The following is a 23,669-nucleotide window of genomic DNA, read 5'->3' on the forward strand; positions in this document are numbered from 1 at the left end:
GAGCGCACCCTGGAAAACCATCGCCACCCTCTAGCACATTGCCCGGGCAAAAGATGCAATATCTTCACGCGGAACCGCCCGGCCCCCACATTCCGCCGCCGCGCCGCTCGCGGTCAAAACAATTCACCGTTACCCGGATGGATTGTTCCCAAAATGCAACTCGAGGCCTGATAGGGCGAATCTGTAGGCCAGATCACCCGACCGCTATCATGGCCGCCAAACGATGTTCTTGCCGATCGAAACGAACACCATCGGGCTGGTTGCGCGGCCGACGCCATCCTCGTCGCGAACGCGATAGTCGAGGCCCGCGTTGAACTGCCACTCCCGGGTCAAGTCGTGGCTATAGACCGCGCTTACATTCGAGAACTCGACCTGAGAAGATGTGTCGGTTTCCTCGGACAGCGCATAAGTCCCGCGCAACGCAAATTGCGATAGGGGTGTAATGCCCCAGATGTACCCGACATCCACCACCGTCGCTGCAAAGTAGTCATCTTCGTCATCGAACAGGATGTCCCGGCTCAGCCGCACGCGCAGGGTGTCTGGCCCATACTCGCGATCAAACAAGAGCGATCCGATAGCATCGACCGATCCGCCCGATTGCCGCGCGGCGCCAAGAGTAAACCCGAAAGCGCCATCAGGGATTTCGCGGTTACGCCCGACAAAAAGCCGGTCCAGACGGCCAGCGATCTCCCGGGTCGTCTCATAGCGAGCGAGGTACGACCCGTCAGGGACGTCGCGTTCAACCCCCAGATTGCCGACGATGCCCGATACGTCCCGGTCACCGTTGATCTCCCGCGTCTCCTCGATATCCGCATAGCCAAGCGCCGCGTCAAAGCGCGTGGTGGACGACACTTCGTGCAAGAGTCCGAAGGTAATCGTGTTGCCATCACGATCAATCTCGTCCGGGCTGTCATCGGTGAACCGTTCGAGGTCGTAGTCCAAGCGCCCGGTGGTCCGTTGCGAGAACGCAAAGCTCAATCCGAACCGGCCGTCGATCCGGTCGTTGTCATCAAGCCCCGGATCGGTGGTGTCCGTGTACCGCAGCCCCGAGGCCCGCAGGCTGAGGTTATAGCCAATAAGGCTCTGCCGACCGCCATCGAGCGAGAAGCCATAGCTGAAGTCGTTGCGGGTTCCGTCACCGGTCAGATCTGCGAAATCGGCCGGCAGGATGATAAATCCATCCTCATCTTCGAAATCCGACAGCGACCGCAGGAAACCGATATCAAACCGCAGATATTCTGCGTCCAGACTCAGCCCCGCATTCGCGGCTTCGCGCGTATACCCGAAATCGAGTCGGGCGTCGCCAATATCGAAGTTATCGTCAATGTTGGGCAGATCCTGAAGCCGCAGGCCCGTGACAGCATCCAGATTGATAGACTGAGTGCGCGTTTCGCTGGACAGACCAAAAGACAGGATGGTCGACGCGATGAAACCATTGCCTGGATCAGGCACATCAAGGCTCAGGTTGCGCCCGTATTCCAGGCGCTCGGCGATGCCAAATCGCAACTCCAGCCCGCCGGGTTCCACAGGTATTTCCTGCGCCCGCACGATCGTGGTCGACAACAGCACCGCCACAGCGGCCCCAACACCCGTCAGGCGATTCATCGCGTCCTGTCTCACTGCCCCAACTTTCGTGTTATTCGAACAAGCGCCGCTGTGGCACAACAACGACGTCTCCGTCTACAAGCCGCGTCGCTGCACCCTGTCCGGCACCTTCCAGAATGGCGTCATAGTTGAATCGGAACACTCGCTCGTTACCCGATTTGTCCGTGCGCCGCAGCATGACCCGCTTGGTTGCCGCAAATCTCGAGAAGCCACCCATTTCCGCGAAGAACTGAAGCAAGGTCGTGCCCGGCGGCACTTCGTAACGTCCCGGCGATCCGGCCTCGCCGATGGCGTAAACCAGAATCGGGTCCGGCTCCACATCTTCGCCGACCGAACCCAGTGACACGAACACGCTCGGTGTCGACGCAAAATTCGGCGCGAGAAGGTCGGTCAGGTCGCTGCGAACCTGCTCGACGCTGCGCCCGCTGACAGCAAGCGTACCGGCCAACGGCATAGTGATGCGCCCATCAGGGCGAACCAGCGCTTCCTGATTGAGTTCACGATCTTCAAGTACTTCAATGTTCAAAACGTCGCCGGGTTGAATGCGATAGCTGCTTTGCGCCAGAGCCGGTACAGCCGCAACCGCACCAAAGACCAGTGTAACAAGCAGAGTATAGATGGGCTTCATGTCCCAGGCTCTCCCTAATTCTATTCCAGTTATTCCCCACCAAGACCGCCGGACCCCGGGGGTCAAGTCTCCAAAATCCGCATGGCAGGCACAGTCTGCACATGATTCGAGCCAAACACCATATTTTGATTTGCAGATTGTTCACTTTCTCGAGTCATCAGCTCTAAAACGCAACACTTTGAGACGGTTTTGGTTCCCCGGACCGGTTTGGGGCATAATTTTGCCTTCTTTGCCCTGTTGAGTGTTTCTTAACGATTGCCGGGACAACCTGCCCAGGCAGCACGAAAGACACAGAGGGCATGATGATCGCAGGGCTGGTTCTATTCGGGATGGTTGCAGGTGGACTGGCGGCGATCGTCGGCTTGATCAGCGGATTGCCGATTTTTGCCGCCTTTCTCCTTTATAGCGGTTTTGGTGTCGCGTCCCTGCTGGCTGGGGCCCTGGTGACAATGTCGCGCTCAACGGCCCGCACCAACCCGAAAGCGCCGCTGTCGGCCGTTCACCCTGACCCGTGATCCAAGCCGCTGAGAACAAGCAGCACCGACCTTATGTCTTACCGAAAATCACCCTACCCCCACGCTGAAACAATCGCGCAAAATGGCTGCGATTGTGCGCATTTCCCCTTGGCCAAGGGCCGGGATTCGTGAAACTAGCCATCGCAAGTTGTCTGAAACGCAAAGGTATGCAGTAAACAGAACCGGCCGCATTTTTGAGTTTGAAATTTCTGTCGTGGTCGGATCATCGGCTGTCGTGCAGCCCTGATACAAAAGCGATCCTCGGACACGCTTGTTTTGGGGCATTTGTTTGATGTTAACAATTGAGAAGGCCATGCAAGCATGGGCGTGAAATTAACGATTATGACCCAGGGCCATACAATGCGCCCCGCACTGAATCTGCTCTTTGCAAGATCGGTATGCCAGCACCTGCGAAAGGCCGCGTGATGGCTGACGGAACGCCCTTCGGAACGACAATGGATACAACGCGGAACAACTATCCCCGTATCGACCTGCTAAACGTATATGTTCATGATGTTTCCATGGACGACCTGCTGCAGAACTTCAGCGCGGGCGCGATCCTGACGCTGCATGTCGATATGATGATGAAACTGCAAAAAGATCGTGAGTTTCGCGAGATCTTCGACAAGTTTGATGTCATCACCTGCGACAGCCAGATACTGTATTTCGCCGCCAAGTTGCTGGGAACCCCGGTGCGCGAAAGGGTATCCGGGTCGGATTATTTTCCGAAATTCTACATGCACCACAAAGACGATCCGGACGTCACGGTGTTCCTGTGCGGCGGCAAACCGGGCATCGCCGATATCGCTGCGGACCGGATCAACGATAAGACCGGTCGGCGCATTATCGTCGGAACCGACGCCCCGCCATTTGACTATGAAACCAACCCGGCTGCGGTTGATAAGACGATTGAGCGGATCAATGCATCCGGCGCGACAGTGCTGTTGGTCGGGCTCGGCGGCGGGCGACAGGAAAAGTTCATCATGGACTACCGGGACCGGATGCCAAACGTCCGGCTGTTCCTGCCGCTGGGAGGGACGATAGACTATGAGGCCGGAACCCTGCCCCGCCCTGCCCCTTGGGTTACCAACCTGGGCCTTGAATGGTTCTATCGGCTGATCAAGGAGCCGCGCCAGCGCTGGCGTCGCTATGTCCTGCAGGACCCGCCGGTATTGTGGGCGCTGCTCAAACAGAAATTCGGGCTCTACCGCGATCCCTTTGACGGCAAATGACCATGCCGGACGAAAAAATCATTCTGTCCGGCGCCAGCTGGGTCGATGCTGATCCCACAAGCATCCTGACCGTCAACATCGCTGCGCATAACGAAGAGCACTACATCGGGGCCTGTCTGGACTCACTTGTTCATCAGGACAACGCCGCTGGCCGTATCGAGGTTGTGGTTGCGGCAAATGCCTGCACCGACCGGACGGCCGACATCGTGTCAGGTTTCAAAGACCTGTTCGAGGACCGCAACTGGCGGCTGGTGCTGCTGAACATCAGCGAACCCGGCAAACCCAACGCCTTCAATCAGGGGGACAAGGTCAAGACCGGCGCGGCCACGATCTATCTGGATGCAGATGTCCGCTGCGACCCCGACCTTCTGGGACAGCTGCGGAAGGCGCTGAGCGAGACCAGACCGCTTTATGCCACGGGCACACTGCAGGTTGCCCCGGCGCGAACGTGGATCACACGGCGGTATTCCGATTTCTGGGTCCGGCTTCCCTTCGTTCGGGGCGGCGCGGTCGGGGCGGGGCTTTTTTCGGTCAATGCAGCCGGGCGCCGACGCTGGGGACAGTTTCCTTCGATCATCTCGGACGACACGTTTGTTCGGCTGAATTTCGCCCCGGGCGAAAGGGTCGAAGTGCCTGCACGCTATCACTGGCCCATGGTCGAAGGGCTGCGAAACCTGATCCGTGTCCGGCGGCGTCAGGATGCCGGTGTCGAAGAAATCCGGCGCCTGTATCCGGAGTTGTCGGCCAATGACAACAAACCACCTCTGACCGCGACCGGCCTGCTCCGCCTGGTCTGTCAGGCGCCGCTCGGCTTTGCGGTTTATTCCGCGCTGCACCTTCTGGTACGGCTGGGGCCAGGGAATTCAGAATGGGCACGAGGAAGATGAACCGGACCTCTGACATAATCAGGCGCATCCTGCTGACGGGTGGTGCGGGTTTTATCGGCTCGCACACGTATGTCGCGCTGACCGAGGCGGGTTACGACGTCTCGATCCTGGACAATTTCGAGAACGCACGCCGCGATGTCCCCGACCGGCTGGCGCAGATCACAGGTGCACCGGCACAGGTGTATGATTGCGATATCAGAAATGCCGGTGATGTGTCGCGCGTCTTTGAGGACCAGGCTTTCGACGCTGTGGTCCATTTCGCCGCGCTGAAAAGCGTGCCCGAAAGCCAGGCAAACCCGATGGGGTATTTCCAGACCAATTGTGTTGGCCTTTACAATATCGCCGCCGCAATGAAGGCGCATGGCGTCAATCGCATCGTCTTCTCGTCAAGCGCGGCCATCTACGGCAACCCCGAAACCATGCCGATTGTCGAGGCGACGCCCCCCTCTCCGCAAAGTTTCTATGCCCAGACTAAACGCATCGGCGAAGATTTTCTGACCGGCCTGGCCGGCGCAGACCCGGCGCTGAAACTTGGCATCCTGCGCTATTTCAATCCCGTCGGGGCGCACCCTTCGGGCTTGATCGGCGAAGACCCCAGCCAGCCGCCAACCAATCTGGTTCCGGTCATTGCCCGCGTGGCCATGGGGCAGATGGATGAACTGATGATTTTTGGCGGAGATTACCCCACGCCGGATGGAACCGGCATCCGGGACTATATCCACGTTCAGGATCTGGCCCGGGGGCATGTGCTGTCACTTGATGCATTATTCGGCGATCAGGGCAATCACTGTGTCAATCTGGGGACAGGCAGAGGGTACAGTGTGCTGGACGTGGTCAAAACCTATGAACGAGTCTGCCGACGACCTATTCCTTATACCATCACGGACCGCCGGGCCGGTGATCCTGCGGTTTCCTGTGCAGCGACCGCGCAGGCGGGGACAGTGCTGGGCTTTGAGGCTCAGCTGGGCCTTGGAGAGATGTGCGCCGGAAACTGGCATTTCCTGAAGGAGGCGAAATAGATGACTGATCAGGCTGTTTTGTCCGAAACAGAGGCCCTAAAGATTGCCGACCCCGTTCTGGTGGTCGATCTGGATGGGACTCTGATTGCATCGGATATGCTGCACGAAACGTTCTGGGCCTCGCTGTCTCAGGACTGGACGACATTCTTCCGGGCGCCTTTGGCCCTGCTGCAGGGGCGGGCCGCGCTGAAAGCAGCCCTACAAGACACAGCTCAGGTGCAGGTGGATGCGCTGCCCTATAATCAGCCTGTGATCGACTATATCAAATCCTGGCGCGAAAGCGGGGGACAGGCCGTTCTGGTGACCGCCTCAGATCAGCGCATTGCAGATCAGATTGCAGCTCATGTCGGGCTGTTTGATGAGGTGTATGGCTCCGACGGCACCCTGAACCTCAAGGGCGATAACAAGGCCCGGTTTCTTGAACAGAAATACGGGGCCAACGGCTTCGCCTATATGGGTGACAGCGCCGCCGATCTGGCCGTCTGGAGCAAGGCCGCAAAGGCGATCACCGTAAATGCCGCGGACGCAATCCGAAACAAGCTGAGCAAACTGGGATGCGAGGTCGAGCATTTGGTCGCGCCGAATGTCTCTCGCAAAGCCTATCTCAAGGCCCTGAGGCCGCATCAATGGCTGAAGAACGTGCTTGTCTTTCTGCCCATGATCGCGGCGCATAATTTTGCGCCAAGCACTTTGCTGAACAGCCTGCTGGCGTTTTTGTCTTTCAGCCTGATCGCATCCAGCGTCTATGTGGTGAACGATCTGCTGGACCTGAAAGCCGACCGCGCCCACCCGCGCAAACGGCTCCGGCCATTTGCTTCGGGAGCCATTCCGGTTTCGCACGGGGTCTGGATGGCGTCAGGGCTATTGCTGGGGGGGTTCTTGCTGGCGGCACTGACAAATCTGGCCTTCATCGGGATCATGCTTGTCTATTTCGCAATTACGACCGCGTATTCCGTTTCCCTCAAACGCAAGTTGATCGTGGATGTCTGCACGCTGGCAGGGCTTTATACCATCCGGATCATCGCGGGCGGAGTCGCGACGGGTATTGAGCTGTCGGTCTGGCTGCTGGCCTTCTCGATCTTCCTGTTCTTCTCGCTGGCTGCGGTCAAACGGCAGGCCGAACTGGTTGACAGCGCCAAACGCGGCAAGCTGGGCGCTTCGGGGCGCGGATACCATGTCGATGATCTGCCGGTTATGACGCAGATGGCAGTCGCGGCGGGGTATCTCTCGGTTCTGGTTCTGGCGCTCTATCTCAACTCGCCCGCCGTGGTCGCCCTTTATGCCTGGCCCACTGTGCTTTGGGGGATTTGCCCGATCCTGCTGTTCTGGATCAGCCGGGTCATCATGATCACCCATCGGGGCCTGATGCACGACGATCCGATTGTCTTTGCCGCGCGTGATCGCAATAGCCAGATCTGTTTTGCGCTGGTTGCCGCGCTTGCACTTGGGGGGTCGGTGTTGTGAGTCTTCGATCGCTGGTCCTGCGCTATGCGTTGTTCGCCGTTCTGGCGACGGTGGCGAATCTGGGCGCGCAAAGACTTGTGTTCGGCGCTTTGGGCGACAATGCCCTGATCCCCGCGATTCTGGTCGGAACCGCCGTGGGGCTGGTTCTGAAATACGTCTTGGATAAGCGCTGGATCTTCTATGACCTGGGCACCGGCGTCTCGGACCATAGCCGAAAGTTCTCGGCCTATACCGCTATGGGGATTGTCACCACAGCAATCTTCTGGGGGATGGAAACGGCGTTCTGGCTGATCTGGCACACCGACCTCATGCGCGAGACCGGAGCGGTTCTGGGCCTCGCGATTGGCTATATCGTGAAATTCAATCTGGATCGCCGGTTTGTGTTCACCGATTCCACGCTTTCGATCGGAGCGTCGCGATGAAGCTATCTGGTTGGGGGAAATACCCAGTGGTCGATTGCCAGCTCAGCCGCCCGCGAGACGACCGGGAGCTGACCGCCGCGATCAGCAAATCCGGCGCCATCGCCCGCGGCAACGGAAGGTCCTATGGCGACAGCGCGCTGAGCCGGACCAACACGCTGGATATGCGCCGGTTCAATCATATGCTGTCGTTCGACCCCGAAACCGGACAGCTGGTCGCTGAAGCAGGCGTGCTGCTGTCGGACGTCATCACCGCCTTTCTGCCCCGAGGATGGTTTCCTACGGTCACGCCCGGCACCCGGTTTGTAACTTTAGGTGGCATGGCCGCCGCCGACGTACACGGCAAGAACCACCATATCGACGGCTCGTTCGGAAACTGTGTCGACTGGCTGGACCTTGTTGGGCCCGACGGGACCGTCACGCGATGCTCTCGCACCGAAAATCCCGAGCTGTTCGACTGGACCATCGGGGGCATGGGCCTGACCGGAGTCATCCTGCGCATTGCCTTCCGGCTGCGCCCCGTCGAAACCGGCTGGATCCGGCAAACGACGCATGCGGCGCAAAACGTCGACGCCGCGATCGATCTGTTCGAGGCATCGCTGGACGCCACCTATTCAGTCGCCTGGATCGACTGCCTGAGCAGCGGCGACTCTCTTGGCCGGTCGCTTGTGATGCTGGGCGAACATGCATCGCTGGCCGAATTGCCCGACAAACAGCGCAAAACCCCCTTTCCCGCCGTTGCGCAACAAAAGCTGGGCGTGCCCTTCAACCTGCCGGGATTTTGCCTGAACCGATATTCGGTGCGTGCCTTCAATGACCTCTATTACTGGAATGGTAAGCGCAGCGGGCCGATCAGCTATGTGAACTGGAACAGCTATTTTTACCCGCTGGATGCGATCCTTGACTGGAACCGTATCTACGGGCGCAGAGGCTTTGCGCAGTTTCAATGCGTCCTGCCGATGGATACGGCGCGGTCGGGCCTACATGACATGCTAAACGAGATATCCGCTTCGGGTCGCGGCTCATTTCTGGCTGTGCTGAAGCGGTTTGGCCAACAGGACAGCCGGTTCTCGTTCCCGATGGAAGGGTACACCCTGGCGCTGGACTTTCCGATGTCTGACACCTCGACGGTACTGATCCGGAAGCTTGGGCAGATGACTGCCGAAAATGGCGGACGAATCTACCTGGCAAAAGACAGCATGATGGATGCGCAGGCTTTGCGCGCGACCGATGCGGCCCGCGTCAGGGCGTTTGAAGACATGAGACAGAATAGCGGGGCAGCACAGCGCTTTGCCTCGGTGCAATCAGAAAGGCTGAAACTATGAGCAATGGCCCGGTCCTGATCCTTGGTGCGCGCTCGGATATCGCGCTTGCCGTCGCGCATGAACTGGCCGCGTCCGGCCATCCGATACAGCTTGCGGCGCGCAACGCGCAGACGCTTCAGCCTGAAAAAGACGATCTGGAACTCCGATATCAGGTTCCAGTGTCACTGCACGATTTCGACGTTCTCGATCTCGGGCATCATGCCGCCTTTGTTGACGGTTTGCCCGAAATGCCCGACATCGCCGTCTGCGCGATCGGCGTGCTGGGTAACCAAGAAGACGACGAACAGGACATCGCAGCGGCGGCACAAGTCATGCGCGCCAATTTCGAAGGTCCGGCCAGTATCCTAGCCCTGCTGGCAAACAGGTTCGAGCACCGCGGCGCTGGCGTGCTGGTCGGCATCAGCTCGGTCGCGGGCGAGCGCGGACGCGCGACCAACTACATCTACGGATCCGCCAAGGCCGGGTTCACCGCCTACCTTTCAGGGCTGCGCAACCGGCTGGCCAAAAAGGGAGTCCACGTCGTCACCGTTCTGCCCGGTTTTGTCGACACAAAGATGACCGAGAATCTGGACCTGCCCGAGAAACTGACCGCGCAACCGACCGAGGTTGCCTCGGCCATCGGGCGCGCAATTCGGAAACAGAAAAATACAATCTATGTCAAACCCATTTGGGCGGTGGTGATGACAGTGATAAAGTGCATTCCCGAAGCCCTGTTCAAAAACCTGCGTATCTGAGCCCGCTCAGAACGCCCCCGAACGCAATCGATCCGTGCCAGAGACCGTCCATCAATGCCCAACGTGTTCGCCTATTTTATTCTGTTCTCGTGGCCGGTGATCGTCGCGATCCTGTTCAGGATATTTGACCGGCCGCGGGCAATCGTCATCTCGGTTCTGGGCGGCTATCTGTTTCTGCCGCTGGTTGCTGGTTTTGACCTTCCGCTCTTGCCGACCTTTGACAAGGCGCTGATCCCGGCCCTCAGCGCGATCACTATGTGTTTGCTGATAAAAGACGGCAGCCCCCAAGCCGCAGGATATCGTCAGAAACTGCCCCCGTCGCCCGACTATTCTGCCGGCGGTCGTGCAATACTCATTATACTGTTGCTGACCCTCGGGTTCGGCATATTCGGCTCGGTCCTGGTCAACCAGGAAGCTTTGATCTTTGGTCCCGCCTATCTACGTCCGATGCGGATCTATGACGCCTTTTCGATTGCGATGGATACGCTTGTGATGCTGCTGCCTTTCTATCTGGGCTGGCGATATCTTTCGACCAAAGCGGACCATCAACAGGTACTCGGTCTTCTGGCTGTTGCTGGGTTGATATACAGCCTTCCCACCCTCTTCGAGGTCAGGATGAGCCCGCAGCTCAACATCTGGTTCTACGGATTCTTCCCCCACGCCTTTGATCAGCACATACGAGGCAGCGGTTTCAGGCCCATTGTCTTTCTGCAACACGGATTGATGGTTGGTATATTCTTTTCAATGGCGACGCTGGCCGGTGCCGCGATGTTGCGAAGTCAGAAACTCGCTGCGTCAAACACTCTGATCTGGTCGTTAAGTCTGCTCTGGTTGCTCATGACGCTGGTTTTCGTCAAGTCGCTGGGCGCGCTAATCATCACGGTGCTGCTGCTGCCGCTGGTGCTTTTCGGAACCAGCCGTTGGATCATGCGCGCAGCGGCAGTCATTGCACTGATCGTACTCACTTACCCGATGCTGCGGGCTCTGGACTGGGTCCCGGTCAACGAAGTCACCAGCATCGCCCAGGAAATAGACGCCGAGCGCGCCTCGTCATTCGATACCCGCGTGAGGAATGAGGACATCTTGCTGGATCGGGCTCAGGAAAAACCTTGGTTTGGCTGGGGCGGATGGGCCCGCAACCGGGTCTATGACCCGGTTACAGGGGTTGATCTTGTGATCGTTGATGGCCAATGGATCATTTTCATCGGCTACTACGGTTGGCTTGGTTACATCGCTCGGTTCGGCATACTGACGTTCCCCCTGCTATTGCTGATGGCTCGGGGGCGAAAACGATCTATCCCGCTGGTCACGAGTGGCCTCGCCCTCGTAATGGCGGCAAATCTCATTGACCTGATCCCCAATTCCGCCCTGACACCAGTGACCTGGCTGATTGGCGGTTCTCTGGCGGGCTATGTGACCAACAAGCGCCGCGCAGTTGATCCGGAAATCAACGACAGCCTCGCGGCAATCGACGCTCAGAGACCTATCCCGCCAAAACATATCCGCAAGTCCAGAGCCTAGTCCTCCTGCCGAGTTTCTCTGGGCGATTCTGGAAGGGCTGAAGAGCAGAGAGTTGAACGGCGACCTCAAAGCCCATAGGTAGAGACGCGCAACCACGAACAACCTATGCGTGATGGACCCGACTTTTTGAGAAACAATACAGCTAGTTTAACTGGACTTAATCTGAATTGAGGCAAAAATTCAGCATTACTGTGGCACAGGAGATTTGTGGACTTCGTTAAGATAGTGTAAACATATGAAGTGGAAGAGGTTGCCGCTACGTTGGATGTGTTTGTCTTTTCCGTGTTGTGACTGAGTTCAGAGACCAATTTGAGGCCTCTGGAAGTGCGTTGAAATAGTGAAGCCGTATTTTGGCTTTGGTTTGAAAGTTAAGAAGATGACGATTCAGGATACGAGTATTCCCGGTAAGCGGCAGCAACAACAAGTTGCCCGTCATACCGAAGACGTTTCCACCGAACCGGCTCAGCTGTACCGCAAGGTTTTCAAACGCCTGATGGATGTGGCTTTTGTCCTGCTTGCGCTGCCGATCATTCTGCCGATCGTGATCGTTCTGGCAGCTTGCATTGCAATTGATGGGGGCAATCCTTTCTACGGTCAGCGTCGCATCGGCAAGGACGGTCGGGTCTTTACGATGTGGAAGCTGCGCAGCATGGTGCCGAATGCGGATGTGCTGCTGGAGGATTATCTGGCCAGAAACACGCTGGCGCGGCTTGAGTGGCAAGAGACGCAAAAGCTCAAGGACGACCCGCGGATCACGCCCTTCGGTCAGCTGCTGCGCAAGACATCGCTGGATGAACTGCCGCAGCTCTGGAACGTTCTGATCGGAGAAATGAGCCTCGTCGGCCCGCGTCCCATGATGCCCGAACAGCGCGAACTGTACCCCGGTCAGGCCTATTTCTCGCTGCGTCCCGGGCTGACCGGTTCGTGGCAGGTGTCCGAACGCAACGCCAGCACATTTGCAAGCCGCGCCGAGTTTGACACCAGCTATGCAGAAGATCTGACGCTGCGGACCGATCTGGGCATTCTCTATGCAACCGTTGGTGTGGTGGTCCGGGCGACCGGATACTGATCCGCCGCCAATCACTTAACCTATTCAGGACGCCGGGCTCGCCGCCCGGTGTTTTTCTTTGCGTTCAAAGAAACTGGCGGATCACGTCGCTGCGATGTTTAAAGACATGCTCGTCGTCAAAGTCGGCACCATCTCGGGCCGCGTCCGCGATCATACGACCCAGTGCGGCGCGATCACTGTTCAGATCGCGCACCGCCCCTTCAAGCGCAGCGACATCGTTCAAGGGGACAAGCCGCCCGGCTTTGTGTTGCGAGATGAGATCTCTGGCAAAGGCGCCGTCATACCCAACAATCGGCGTGCCCGATACCAACGCCTCGATCAGACATCGCGGCGACTCGGGCGATTTATGGCAGAACAAAAACAGATCCGCTTTACGCAAAGCCTCAAGAACCGCGCCACGGTCGCGGAGGAAACCGGGAAATGACACGCTGTCCGCCAGACCCCTTTCGGTAACGCGTGCCTTCATGCCTTCAAGATCGGTTCCCTCACCGAACCAGGTCGCCTGAAAGCTGATGCCGGACTGGTTCAAACCACTCAACACATCCACCCAGTCGAACCCGCCTTTCATCGGATCGGCACGTCCGACATAGGCAATCTGCAACGGCCCACTCTGCGCCTGTTCGGCTTTTGCTGCGACCTGTTCCGGCGAAATGTGCTCGGACTTCTTGATATGGATATCGTGCACCATCTGCGGGTTGGAGCAATAAGGCGCATAAGTGTCGAATGTCTCGCGGCCATGAAACAGCCCAAGTTCGGCCCGCCGGATCAGGAATCGTTCAAGATGCGCCATCGGCCTGTGGCTCAGATGGGCCAGCATCCGCCTGCGCCATCGCCCGGTATGCGCCGTGCGGCGCACCACTTCGGATTCGACCCGATCTGTCCAGACGGCATAAGGACGTCCCATCCGATGCGCCTGATAACAGGCGACCGAGCCCCAGTCTCCGAACAAGCCGCCGATTGAAAAGGACAGATAGTCAGCCTGAGCGATCTTCTTGCGTATCAGATCACGGGTCTTGCGGTAATGACGCGCAAACTGGTCCGGACGGTACGCCATGGGCAACGGCACCAGATCGACCCGTTGCAACGCCGGGCCGACCCGTTCGATCGGACACCAGCTTTGCGGCGGTTGCCCGGGATCAACCGGATACAGTCCGATCACACGTTCAAAATTCTCGGCCCAAAGGCGCAGCCCGTTGCAGGCCTGATCCTCTAGAAGAAAGCCGGAAGGCCCCTGAAACAGCGGAACCGGTGCATAGATCATCAGTGTTTTTTTGTCGGTACTCATCAACGAATTCACCTACTGTTTCCTATTTGGAATGCCGGTTTCGAAATGCTTTGTCACGATGGCGCGGCACACCTATATGTTACAGGATATTGCCATCGCGATACGCCAAAATTGTGACGCATAAAAAACGAGTTAGCTGCCCATGTTCAAGAGTTTCAAGCGTGTTCTTTCCCCCGGACTTCTTCTGCTGCTGGCAGCCTGCGGCAGTCTGACCAAATGCGGTGGACCAAAGCCGATCGACAAGTCGGAATTCGAAGAACTCTATCGCGTCCCGGCCCCAAGCCCAGCGGCAGCGCAGAGCGTTTTTCACATCGGGCATAGCCTTGTTGGCCGTAACATGCCGGCGATGTTGGCTCAGTTGGCCGGGAACGGGCATTCCTATGACAGCCAGTTGGGCTGGGGTACGGCGCTGAAGGCCCATTGGGAACCCGATGAACCGATAAACGGTTTCGATGTCGAAAATGATCACCCCCGATATCGGGATGCGGATGAGGCCGTGGACTCGGGTCAATATGATGCGCTTGTCGTCACCGAAATGGTCGAAATCCGAGATGCGATCAAATACTTTGACAGCGGCGATTACCTGCACCGCTGGGCTCGGTCCGCTTGGGATGCGAACCCGGAAACCCGCGTGTTTCTCTATGAAACGTGGCACCCGCTTGATGACAAGGAAGGCTGGCTGAATCGGATTGATCTCGATCTGGATCGCTATTGGGAAACCGAACTTCTGCGCCGTGCTCTGGCGTATGACGACATGCCCAATCCCATCTACGTGATCCCGGCCGGGCAGGTATTTGCCCGCTTCGTCCGCGAAGTCGAAAACCGCGGCGGTATCGGATCCATTCAGCAACGCGAGGATCTGTTTTTCAAGGCCGAAGACGGTACGCAGGACAACATCCACTATAACGATCTGGGTGCTTATCTGGTTGCGCTGACGCATTACGCGGTGCTTTACCAGCAATCGCCGCTGGGCCTGCCCCATCAACTGAAGCGGGCCGATGGCTCGGACGCGGACGATCCCGGGGCCGAGGCCGCCCGGGTCATGCAAGAGGTGGTCTGGGATGTGGTCACCAGCTACGCCCCAACTGGGGTGCCTCAGCAGTAGACGCGAGCGCGCCCCTCAGCCGCTGACCAGATTTGCCAGATAGCGGCCATAGCCGTTCTTGGCCAGCAATCTGGCGCGTTCGGTCAGGTCGGCGGCGGTGATCCAACCTTTCAGAAACCCGATTTCTTCCAGACAGCCCGTCTGCAAGCCCTGACGTTCTTGCAGGGTGCGGACAAAGTTTCCGGCATCCAGAAGGCTGCCATGCGTTCCGGTATCCAGCCAGGCATATCCCCGCCCCATCCGCAGCAGGTTCAGCTGTTCCTCGGCGAGGTATTGTTCCAACAGGTTGGTGATCTCAAGCTCTCCGCGGTCCGATGGCACAACCTTGCGCGCCCGTTCCGGGGCCGACCCGTCCAGAAAATACAGGCCCGTGACCGCATAGTTCGACGGCGGGGTCTCAGGTTTCTCGATGATCGCCTGCACCCGGTCCTGCGCATCGAAATCGACAACGCCGTAACGCTGCGGATCGTTCACGTGATAGCCGAACACCGTTGCCGCCTGCGGCGACTGATCGGCCCGGGCCAGCAATTCGGGCAGACCGTGGCCAAAGAAGATGTTGTCGCCCAAGACCATCGCACTTGACGCACCGGCCAGAAAATCCTCGGCCAGGATATAGGCCTGCGCCAGACCGTCGGGGCTGGGCTGAACGATATAGGTCAGCGAAAGGCCCCATTGGCTGCCATCTCCTAGTGCGCGCATGAACTGATCCTGATCCTGCGGCGTGGTGATGATGCAAATGTCCCGGATGTCGCTCAGCATCAGCACACTGATCGGATAGTAGATCATCGGCTTGTCATAGATCGGCAATAGCTGTTTCGAGACCCCTTCGGTAATGGGATACAGCCGTGTGCCCGAGCCGCCCGCCAGTATGATGCCTTTGCGCTGTGTCACGGCGAATGTCCTTCTAGCTCTGATAGGATGCTGGCCAGTCCCTGCCGCCAGTCAGGTTGTGAAATGGAGAAATCACGCGCAGTCTCGGCGCAATCCAGGCGAGAATTCTGGGGTCGTTGCGCCGCCGTGGGATAATCGGACCCCGATATATCGGTGACCGCGCAGGTCAAACCGGCCTGCCGGAAAATCTCGCGCGCAAAATCCGCCCAGCTGACGGCTGGTGCGCCAGCATAGTGATAAATGCCAAGTTTGCCCCGGTCCTCGCACATCCGGAGTGCGATCTGATGGCAGGCGCGGGCCAGATCGCGCGCCGGCGTCGGGCCGCCGATCTGGTCGGCAACCACGTTCAAGCTGTCGCGCTCGGCCCCAAGGCGCAGCATGGTCTTTACAAAGTTATTGCCATGCGCCGAGACGACCCACGAGGTCCGCAGCATCACCCACTGGGCGCTCGTGCCAGCCACGGCCTGCTCACCCGCCAGCTTTGACCGCCCATAGGCACCCAACGGGGCGGGGTCATCCGTCGGTGCCCACGGTGCCTGACCCGTGCCGTCAAAGACATAATCCGTCGAGACCCCGACGAATGGGATATCAAGATCGGCACAGGCCTGCGCCATGGCTTGGGGGGCGCGGGCGTTGATCGTTGTGGCCAGCCCCTCTTCCTCTTCCGCCTGATCTACCGCGGTGTATGCCGCGGCGTTGATCACCGCGGCAGGCCGTCTCTGAGCGATCGCAGCCGCGCAGCTTTCAGGGACTGACAGGTCAGCGACGTCGCGCGACAGACACTCTGTATCTGGCAGCATCCGCAACTCGCGCGCCAGCTGACCCGATGACCCGAAGACAAGGATCACGCGCCAACCCCCAGCCGACCGCCGACATTGTGGCGATCCAGCAAGGCGCGCCACCAGTCTTCGTTGTCCAGATACCACCGCACCGTCCGGCGCAGCCCTTCCTCAAGCGTGACCGAAGGCTGCCAGCCAAGCTCATCGCGGATGCGCGAGGCGTCGATGGCATAGCGTGCGTCGTGCCCGGGACGGTCGGGAACGAATGTGATCTGATCCGCGTAGCGACCCTGCGAACGCGGGCGCAGCTCGTCAAGAATAGCGCAAAGCATGTGAACAAGGTCCAGATTGGACCGCTCGTTATTGCCGCCGATATTGTAGGACCGGCCCACCTGCCCCTTCTCAGCAACCAGCAGCAAGGCATCGGCGTGGTCCTCGACAAACAACCAGTCGCGGACATTTGCACCGTCACCATAGATCGGCAGAGGTTCACCGGCCAAAGCGTTCAGGATGATCACCGGGATCAGTTTTTCCGGGAAATGAAACGGGCCATAGTTGTTGCTGCAATTGGTCAGCACCACCGGCAAGCCATAGGTCTCGTTCCACGCCCGCACCAGATGATCCGAGGCCGCCTTGGACGCAGAATAGGGGCTGCGCGGATCATAGGGCGTATTCTCGGTAAACAGACCCGTCCGGCCAAGGCTGCCGAACACTTCATCGGTCGAGATATGATGAAAGCGAAAACGCTCGGGCTTGCCCCGGTCGCTCCAGTGCTTTCGGGCAGCCTCGAGCAAGATGTAGGTGCCGGTGATATTGGTATCGACAAAACTGCCGGGGCCATCGATCGACCGGTCCACATGGCTTTCGGCTGCCAGATGCATGACAACGTCGGGCCTGTGTTCCGCCAGCGCCGCATTCATCGCATCCCGGTCGCGGATATCGGCCTGAATAAAATGATAATTCGGGTTCTGCGCGACACTTGCTACATTTTCGGGACAGGCTGCATAGGTCAGCGCGTCGATATTCACCACTTCATGCCCGCGCGCAATCGCCAGACGCACGACCGCCGACCCGATAAACCCTGCGCCACCCGTTATCATCAGCCTCATGGTCTATCCTTCCCAGACGAACGGGCTGTCGAAATCGGCCAGTCCCGGCGCAGCCCGGTCTTTGTCCGACAATACCGGCGGCCCGGACAGCCCCCAGTCGATCCCGATATCCGGATCATCAAACCGGATCGCGCCATCGCAGTCGGGCGCATAATAATCGCTGCATTTATAGCAGATCTCGGTGTCCGGCGCATGAGCCACGAAGCCGTGCAAAAAGCCCTTTGGGATCAGCATCTGGCGGCCGTTTTCCGCACTCAGCTCTGCCCCGAACCAGTGGCCGAAGGTCGGGCTGCCCTTGCGGATATCCACGGCGACATCAAACAAAGCCCCGCGCGCGCAGCGCACCAATTTGTCCTGCGCATGAGGTGGAGACTGGTAATGCAACCCCCGCAACGTCCCCGCCCGGCGCGAAAGCGAATGGTTGTCCTGAACAAACGTCACATCGATCCCGTGCTCTTGCAGTCGGGCCTGATTCCAGCTTTCACTGAAATAGCCACGCTCATCCTCAAAGCGTGCAGGTGTCAGGATCAGGATGCCTGCCAGTGGTGTGACCTCCACCTTCATATTTCAGACCTTTCTTGCCGGCCCGGCCACCATCCAATCTGCAGACCGCGCGCACTCGTAACAAACAACCAAACTCGCCCATACACATGCAGAAGCGCCATGAGCGCCCAGGGGCCTTCCAATCTTTTCAACACTATACAGATACTCTGGCAAAAATGAACTTCATGTGGCTGAACAGTCAACAATACCGGCATCTTACAGGGAAAATTGGTAAAAGAATGACAGCGCCGCGCCAAGGTGAAATAAGACCAAACCTTCCCATCCCGTTGAGCGATGTCAGGGTAGTCCGCTCGACGTCCAATCTAGCTGTATCCTCATACGAGCTGACGTTAGGACGCCACTCTGCCTATACGTGTTTCTCCAGGGCACGTCATACGGTAAGCTCTCAAGGTCCCGCACCAGCATATCGGCAGAGACTTGCCGGGCACAGGCGAGGTTTTGCGCCTCTTCGGTGCTCATCGCGCTACCCCTGTCCCAGTCTGACATTCTATGCCTTTATGGCAGAATGCCCAATCCGAGGCATCGAATCAGGAACAGACCCGTGATTGGCGCGCTCATCATCTCAATCTGCTTTGGCCTTCTGGCCAGCATTGCCAGTCTGGCAATAGGCCTTGGCCTCTGGGCTGCTGTGGCAGCATATGCAATTACCGGTATGGTTGTATTTCTTGTGATGCTGTTCAGGCAGCGCCTGCTGACCGGTATCAAGGCGGTCTTACCGGCTGCAACGATCTCAAGCGCCGAGAAACGCTGAATCCGGCATTTGGGCGACGCAACCTCTCTTGCAATCAGGAAAACGGGCCCCGAAATTCCCGGGGCCCGCGGAAATCCATCCCGTGTAAGGTCCACCCTGATCAGGGCGGACCCGGTCTGAGCCTAACTTACAGGTCAAACACTTCCACGGTTACCGTAGCCTGAGTGAACTCACCATCGTCATCGGCAGCCCAGTAGTTGAACGTATCCACTCCGACAAAATCGGGGTTGGGGACATAGAGCAGCTGCCCGTCGTCCTGCACATAGACGTTGCCATTCGGAGTGGTGGACAAGCCATCGACCCGCAGATCATCGCCCGCCGCGTGCGAGTCATTGGCCAGCACGTCGATCAACACCCCGTCGCCACCGGCCTCGGTCGACGCCGAGTCGTCCTGAGTGGTCGGTCCAACACCGTCAAACGAAATGACACCGTTGTACTGCGCGCCGCCCCAATAGTTGATGGCCCAGGATCTGTCGATCTGTTCGTCCGTCATGTCCAGCGTGATTACATGACTCAACTTCAGCAGCTCACCCGTCGCCCGGTCGGCCACAAAGTCCTCGATCACCAGAACATTCTGGCCTGATTCGGTCTTATAATAGCCTTGGGTGGCAATGAACGACGCGATGTCATCATGCCAGGACAACGTATGCACATCGCCTTCAAAGTCGCGGGGCCGGGTCCCGATCGAGTCAGTCTTGATGCCACCAAGCTGATAGTCTTCGTTCTCGGAGATCGCCCTGTCGGCACCCAGAACATAACCCAGACGGCCGGCCACCAGTTCATCCGAGGACATGATCGTGTGCCGGTCAGGATTATAGCCGACATAATCTGTCTCAACGTTGCGCATGACCACGTCGATAAAGACATCATCATAGTCGACGCCGTCCTCACCAAAGTGGAAAGGCTGATCCAGATGGGCGCCAATGATAAAGCCATCAATGGTCAGCCCGTTGGCAACGATGTCAAAGGCGTTGGCACCAAGCTGGAAACCGATCTCGGGATATTGCGGATAGCCGCCCTGCGCCGCCAGAAGATCGAAATCAATAAGCGTATAGTGCGAACTGTAGGATAGATCGACGCCGCGCGACGTCTCCCAGTTTAGGAACCCGTCCATCACCGAGCGGACATCATGGTTCTGGCTGGGGCTAGCCTTGACCACGATAATACCAACCTCGGTTCCGAAGGCTTCGTTGTTATGGAACCCCTGGATCGGCGGCGTATCGAGGCGCGTATACTCGCTGCCAAATGCAATTTCAGGCTGGTCCAGATTTTCGCTCAGCGGATCGCGGGGATGGCCGCGGGTCATCCACACATATCCATGGGTCGTGTTGGCCGCGACGTTGTCCGCGGCTTCAACCAGACGGCCCGCGAAGAAGAACCCTTCACCGGTACGTCCATTGTCGTGCCGCGCCACGTCCGGGCCCAGCTTAACTTCGGACTCGCCGTACGAGATGCCAACGGTCCTGATCGCGATGTTGTGCGACCAGACACCTGTTTCATTGCCATCTTCGGCCACAAACGCCGCGCCAAAGATGTCGAAGGCCACGTTGTCGGTAAAGATGGCGTGGCTGTCGTGGTGGGCGTAGCCCCAGCCCGGCGACCCGCTGACCGAGTTGCCGATGGCAATCGCAGGGTTTTCCTGATCCTCGGTACCGGTCCGATGGAAATGGAACGGATAACGGGTCTTGATGTTGGAATCCGCCTGGACATTGTCCAGCGTGGTCACATCAAATGCCGGTTCTGATTTGTCGGTCCGGCCAAGATCATCAAAGGCCGCATAGCGCACATCGACGTCATCCGAATGCATGAACATCGTATGGCCGCGATGATGGGTTGCCGTATCTTCTCCGTCCTCGCTGTAGAAGGTGATATTGCGCGAGGTGTTTGCGACATATGCCGCCAGATCTTCGCGCGGGGCATCGTGATCATGCTCCAGCGGGCGGTCGATCGTCAGCGTGTTGCCGTTGATTGCGGTGATGACAACCTCTTCATCCTCGCTCTCGTGGTGGCGAATGACATCTTCACCCGGGGCGCGGTACCAACCCTGCTTGTGGGTGCCGGTCAGAACGATGGTATCGCCCACCTGCCAGCCTTCGGGAATCTCGCTGAGCGTGATTTCGGTGTCACCCGCCATCGGCGCGTCGGCCACGGTCAGGAAGCTTGTCTTTTCGGCCCCGTGAATCTCGACCGAACCGTGCGAGATCACGCCGCGTGACAGCAGCATGGGGTCCCAGCCGGTATCAATGTCACCGTTATTGGCAATCACGATCTCAACATCAACGTTGTCGCCAATCGGGTTTTCTTCGGTCCCGATTTCCAGACGGCCCGTCGGAGAGACGACCATCGTGTCGATCAGCATCTTCGAGTCGGTATCATGTGCAAAGGACAGCTCGCCGTCGACGCGGACCGTGAACAAAGACGCATCGCTGACGCCAGCGTAGTCCACCGAGATCCCTTCGGGAATCAGAACCTGAGCACCTTCGCCCGGAATGCGGCCCTCGTACCAGGTGCTCTCATCGAACCAGTCGCCGTCGCTGATCGCCACATGAGTCGCCTCGGCGCGAGGTACGAGGTTCAGAACCTGCATATGCTCGGCCGCCATGCCAGCGTCGCCGCTATGTGCATGGGATTCCGGTTGCGCCATGACCGCGGCGACATAGTCTTCAACTTCATCGGGGCTGGTCGGCGGCGGAACGTGGCCGTCGCTGTGGTTGTCGTGGCCGCTGCCTGAACCGTGGTCGCCCGAGCCGTGGTCTCCACCACCGGTATGGTCGCCATCGCCCGTATCGGTGTCGCCGTCCGAACCATCATGGTCACCCGAACCATGGTCGCCACCGTCGGTATGATCGCCGTCACCCGTATCGGTGTCACCGTCCGAGCCGTCATGGTCGCCCGAACCATGGTCACCATCGCCGGTATGGTCGCCATCACCCGTGTCGGTGTCACCGTCCGAACCATCATGGTCACCCGAACCATGGTCACCATCGCCGGTTTGATGGCCATCACCCGTGTCGGTGTCGCCATCCGAACCATCATGGTCACCCGAACCATGGTCACCGTCGCCGGTCTGATCACCATCGCCCGTATCGGTGTCGCCATCCGAACCATCATGGTCACCCGAACCATGGTCACCATCGCCGGTCTGATCGCCATCACCTGTATCGGTGTCGCCATCCGAGCCATCATGCCCGTCAGTACCATGTCCACCGTTTCCGGTGTCGGTGGCATCGGCATAGCTCAACGCTGTGCCATCGATCACTTCACGGCGGCCATCGCTATCGGGGCCAGCCCATTCCAGCTGCAGCGTTGCGCCACCATAGGCCTCGAAATACCGAATCTCGATGTCATGAGCCCCGGCCGTAAGCTCCAGCGTCACCTGCTGCTCAAGGGTCGCGTGGATCCCGTCATTGTCGATCACAGGTTCGCCATTGATATACAGCGCCGAGCCGTCATCCGATGTCAGATACAGCGTGTACGTACCCGCCTCGGCCACGTTCAGCTTGCCGGTGTACCGCACTGCGAACAGATCACCGGGGCCACCTTCCCAGAAGGGCTCATAGCCATTCATGAAGCTCAGGTTCTCGACCGTGCCGGTGCCGTAGGGGGTGGCGTCAAAGTCGATGTCGCGGATGCTGTGCGCCGCCTGCGCCAAGATGAAGTAGGCCCCTTGCAAACCCTGCCGCGCCGCGCCCGATCCGGTGTCGTGACCACCTTCGCCGGTTCCGTCCGAGCCGGACTGATCGGTATCTTCATCCGTCTGATCGCCCGCGTCCGAACCGTCGGAACCATCTTCATCGGTATCGTCACCCGATCCGGTGTCACCCGTATCGCCGCCGGACTGATCGCCCGTATCAGGCTGGTCTCCGTCACCTTCGCCGGTTTCGCCGTCAGTCTCATCACCCGAACCGTCAGTATCTGCATCGCCGCCGGTCTGGTCACCTGTGTCAACGCCATCGGTGTCGTCTTCGCCGGTTTCGTCACCCGAACCGGTGTCGCCAGTGTCGCCGCCGGTCTCGTCACCGGTGTCCGGCTTATCGGTACCGCCTTCGCCCGTCTCACCACCGGTCTCGGTGCCGCTATCTCCGTCGGTATCGCCATCAGACCCCTGATCGCCGTTATCCGTCGTATCCCCGTTCGAGAACGCCTCGCCGCGGATGTTCTCACGAACTCCGTCGCTGTCAGGACCTTTCCAGTCCAGCTGCAGCGTCGAACGCCCGCGGGCGTCGAAATAGCGGATCTCGATATTGTGTGCGCCCGCTTCCAAGTCCAAGGTGATCTGGCTCTTGCGGCCACCCCGGCCGCCTGCGTTCTCCGCAACCAGCACACCATCCAGATACAGCATCGCGTTGCTGTCGGACTTCAGGTAGAATGTATACGATCCCCCCTCGAAAACATTGAGATCGCCGTGGTAGCGCGCCGCAAAATAGTTCTTAGCCCCACCTTCCCAGAAGGCACCCCGCATTCTGCGGATATCCACGGCATCCACGGTCGACATACCTGTCGGAACACCGGCAAAGTCCACATCCGCGAGCCCGGTATAGCCCGAATCCAGGGTGAAATATTCTGCGATAAGACTCATAGCTACGCCCGTTCTGTCAAATCCCGATGTTTCGGGATGATTGTTTCCACTTACTGACCTCAGAGAGGCCCAAGTACGGCAAAACTATGTCGGGCGGCAGTTGCCGTCGTCTTCGCCCGCAAACTAGAAACAACTTGAGCACTACTTTCGGGGGGCCTGTCAGCTACCCCTGGACGATGTTCCGGGCA

Annotated in this window: 20 protein-coding genes; 12 read left to right on the forward strand and 8 right to left on the reverse strand. The window is 58.7% G+C overall.

Features of this window, described 5'->3' with window-relative positions; all coding sequences use genetic code 11:
* Positions 1–207: 207 nt before the first annotated feature.
* Positions 208–1,605, reverse strand: a complete 1,398-nt coding sequence (locus tag ACR0J1_RS16845; protein WP_480733929.1) for a hypothetical protein — start codon at positions 1,603–1,605, stop codon at positions 208–210.
* A 31-nt stretch (positions 1,606–1,636) separates the two neighbouring features.
* Positions 1,637–2,233: a polysaccharide biosynthesis/export family protein gene (locus ACR0J1_RS16850; RefSeq protein WP_480733928.1), complete on the reverse strand. Its 597-nt coding sequence runs from the start codon at positions 2,231–2,233 to the stop codon at positions 1,637–1,639.
* Positions 2,234–2,532: 299 nt separating this feature from the next.
* Here ACR0J1_RS16850 and ACR0J1_RS16855 point away from each other — a divergent pair, with 299 nt between their 5' ends.
* The 10 genes from ACR0J1_RS16855 (at position 2,533) to ACR0J1_RS16900 (ending at position 12,418) form a co-directional block, all read left to right on the forward strand.
* Complete coding sequence (locus ACR0J1_RS16855; RefSeq protein WP_480734671.1) at positions 2,533–2,748, forward strand: hypothetical protein; 216 nt, start codon at positions 2,533–2,535, stop codon at positions 2,746–2,748.
* A gap of 521 nt (positions 2,749–3,269) precedes the next feature.
* Positions 3,270–3,980 carry a WecB/TagA/CpsF family glycosyltransferase gene (locus ACR0J1_RS16860; protein ID WP_480734555.1) on the forward strand — a complete coding sequence of 237 codons (711 nt, stop codon included), beginning with the start codon at positions 3,270–3,272 and terminating at the stop codon, positions 3,978–3,980.
* 2 nt (positions 3,981–3,982) lie between these two features.
* The gene (locus ACR0J1_RS16865) at positions 3,983–4,867 is read left to right on the forward strand and encodes a glycosyltransferase (RefSeq protein ID WP_480733925.1); all 885 of its coding nucleotides are present in this window, start codon (positions 3,983–3,985) and stop codon (positions 4,865–4,867) included.
* Positions 4,849–5,886, forward strand: coding sequence for a UDP-glucose 4-epimerase GalE (gene galE / locus ACR0J1_RS16870; protein ID WP_480733924.1), 1,038 nt, complete (start codon positions 4,849–4,851; stop codon positions 5,884–5,886). The genes ACR0J1_RS16865 and galE overlap by 19 nt, the downstream gene beginning before the upstream one ends.
* Positions 5,887–7,350, forward strand: coding sequence for a UbiA family prenyltransferase (locus ACR0J1_RS16875; RefSeq protein ID WP_480733923.1), 1,464 nt, complete (start codon positions 5,887–5,889; stop codon positions 7,348–7,350).
* A complete protein-coding gene (locus ACR0J1_RS16880) occupies positions 7,347–7,772 on the forward strand; it encodes a GtrA family protein (protein ID WP_480733922.1) in 426 nt (141 codons plus the stop codon). Before ACR0J1_RS16875 ends, ACR0J1_RS16880 begins: the two co-directional genes overlap by 4 nt.
* Positions 7,769–9,094, forward strand: a complete 1,326-nt coding sequence (locus tag ACR0J1_RS16885; protein WP_480733921.1) for an FAD-binding oxidoreductase — start codon at positions 7,769–7,771, stop codon at positions 9,092–9,094. The genes ACR0J1_RS16880 and ACR0J1_RS16885 overlap by 4 nt, the downstream gene beginning before the upstream one ends.
* Positions 9,091–9,828 carry an SDR family oxidoreductase gene (locus ACR0J1_RS16890; protein WP_480733920.1) on the forward strand — a complete coding sequence of 246 codons (738 nt, stop codon included), beginning with the start codon at positions 9,091–9,093 and terminating at the stop codon, positions 9,826–9,828. Before ACR0J1_RS16885 ends, ACR0J1_RS16890 begins: the two co-directional genes overlap by 4 nt.
* A 54-nt stretch (positions 9,829–9,882) precedes the next feature.
* Positions 9,883–11,349: a hypothetical protein gene (locus tag ACR0J1_RS16895; RefSeq protein WP_480733919.1), complete on the forward strand. Its 1,467-nt coding sequence runs from the start codon at positions 9,883–9,885 to the stop codon at positions 11,347–11,349.
* A gap of 376 nt (positions 11,350–11,725) precedes the next feature.
* A complete protein-coding gene (locus ACR0J1_RS16900) occupies positions 11,726–12,418 on the forward strand; it encodes a sugar transferase (protein WP_480733918.1) in 693 nt (230 codons plus the stop codon).
* 64 nt (positions 12,419–12,482) lie between these two features.
* Here ACR0J1_RS16900 and ACR0J1_RS16905 read toward each other — a convergent pair whose 3' ends face one another.
* On the reverse strand, positions 12,483–13,703 hold the full coding sequence (locus tag ACR0J1_RS16905; RefSeq protein ID WP_480733917.1) for a glycosyltransferase: 1,221 nt from the start codon (positions 13,701–13,703) through the stop codon (positions 12,483–12,485).
* A 142-nt stretch (positions 13,704–13,845) separates the two neighbouring features.
* Here ACR0J1_RS16905 and ACR0J1_RS16910 point away from each other — a divergent pair, with 142 nt between their 5' ends.
* Positions 13,846–14,808 (forward strand): hypothetical protein, encoded by a 963-nt coding sequence (locus tag ACR0J1_RS16910; protein ID WP_480733916.1) that lies wholly within the window; start codon positions 13,846–13,848, stop codon positions 14,806–14,808.
* Positions 14,809–14,823: 15 nt separating this feature from the next.
* Here ACR0J1_RS16910 and rfbA read toward each other — a convergent pair whose 3' ends face one another.
* Genes rfbA through rfbC form a run of 4 tightly spaced genes read right to left on the reverse strand, consistent with a single transcriptional unit; the run spans position 14,824 to position 18,151 of the window.
* On the reverse strand, positions 14,824–15,699 hold the full coding sequence (gene rfbA / locus ACR0J1_RS16915) for a glucose-1-phosphate thymidylyltransferase RfbA (protein WP_480733915.1): 876 nt from the start codon (positions 15,697–15,699) through the stop codon (positions 14,824–14,826).
* Positions 15,696–16,547: a dTDP-4-dehydrorhamnose reductase gene (gene rfbD, locus ACR0J1_RS16920; RefSeq protein WP_480733914.1), complete on the reverse strand. Its 852-nt coding sequence runs from the start codon at positions 16,545–16,547 to the stop codon at positions 15,696–15,698. The genes rfbA and rfbD overlap by 4 nt, the downstream gene beginning before the upstream one ends.
* Positions 16,544–17,587 (reverse strand): dTDP-glucose 4,6-dehydratase, encoded by a 1,044-nt coding sequence (rfbB, locus tag ACR0J1_RS16925; RefSeq protein ID WP_480733913.1) that lies wholly within the window; start codon positions 17,585–17,587, stop codon positions 16,544–16,546. The genes rfbD and rfbB overlap by 4 nt, the downstream gene beginning before the upstream one ends.
* A gap of 3 nt (positions 17,588–17,590) precedes the next feature.
* Positions 17,591–18,151, reverse strand: coding sequence for a dTDP-4-dehydrorhamnose 3,5-epimerase (gene rfbC / locus ACR0J1_RS16930; protein ID WP_480733912.1), 561 nt, complete (start codon positions 18,149–18,151; stop codon positions 17,591–17,593).
* A gap of 541 nt (positions 18,152–18,692) precedes the next feature.
* Here rfbC and ACR0J1_RS16935 point away from each other — a divergent pair.
* Positions 18,693–18,902, forward strand: coding sequence for a hypothetical protein (locus ACR0J1_RS16935; RefSeq protein WP_480733911.1), 210 nt, complete (start codon positions 18,693–18,695; stop codon positions 18,900–18,902).
* A 127-nt stretch (positions 18,903–19,029) separates the two neighbouring features.
* On the opposite strand, the gene ACR0J1_RS16940 is transcribed toward ACR0J1_RS16935, so the two are convergent.
* Entirely contained in the window at positions 19,030–23,481 is a 4,452-nt protein-coding gene (locus ACR0J1_RS16940) for a PA14 domain-containing protein (protein ID WP_480733910.1), read from the reverse strand.
* Positions 23,482–23,669 lie beyond the last annotated feature (188 nt).

The sequence above is a fragment of the Ruegeria sp. CJ3 genome, assembly GCF_056536725.1.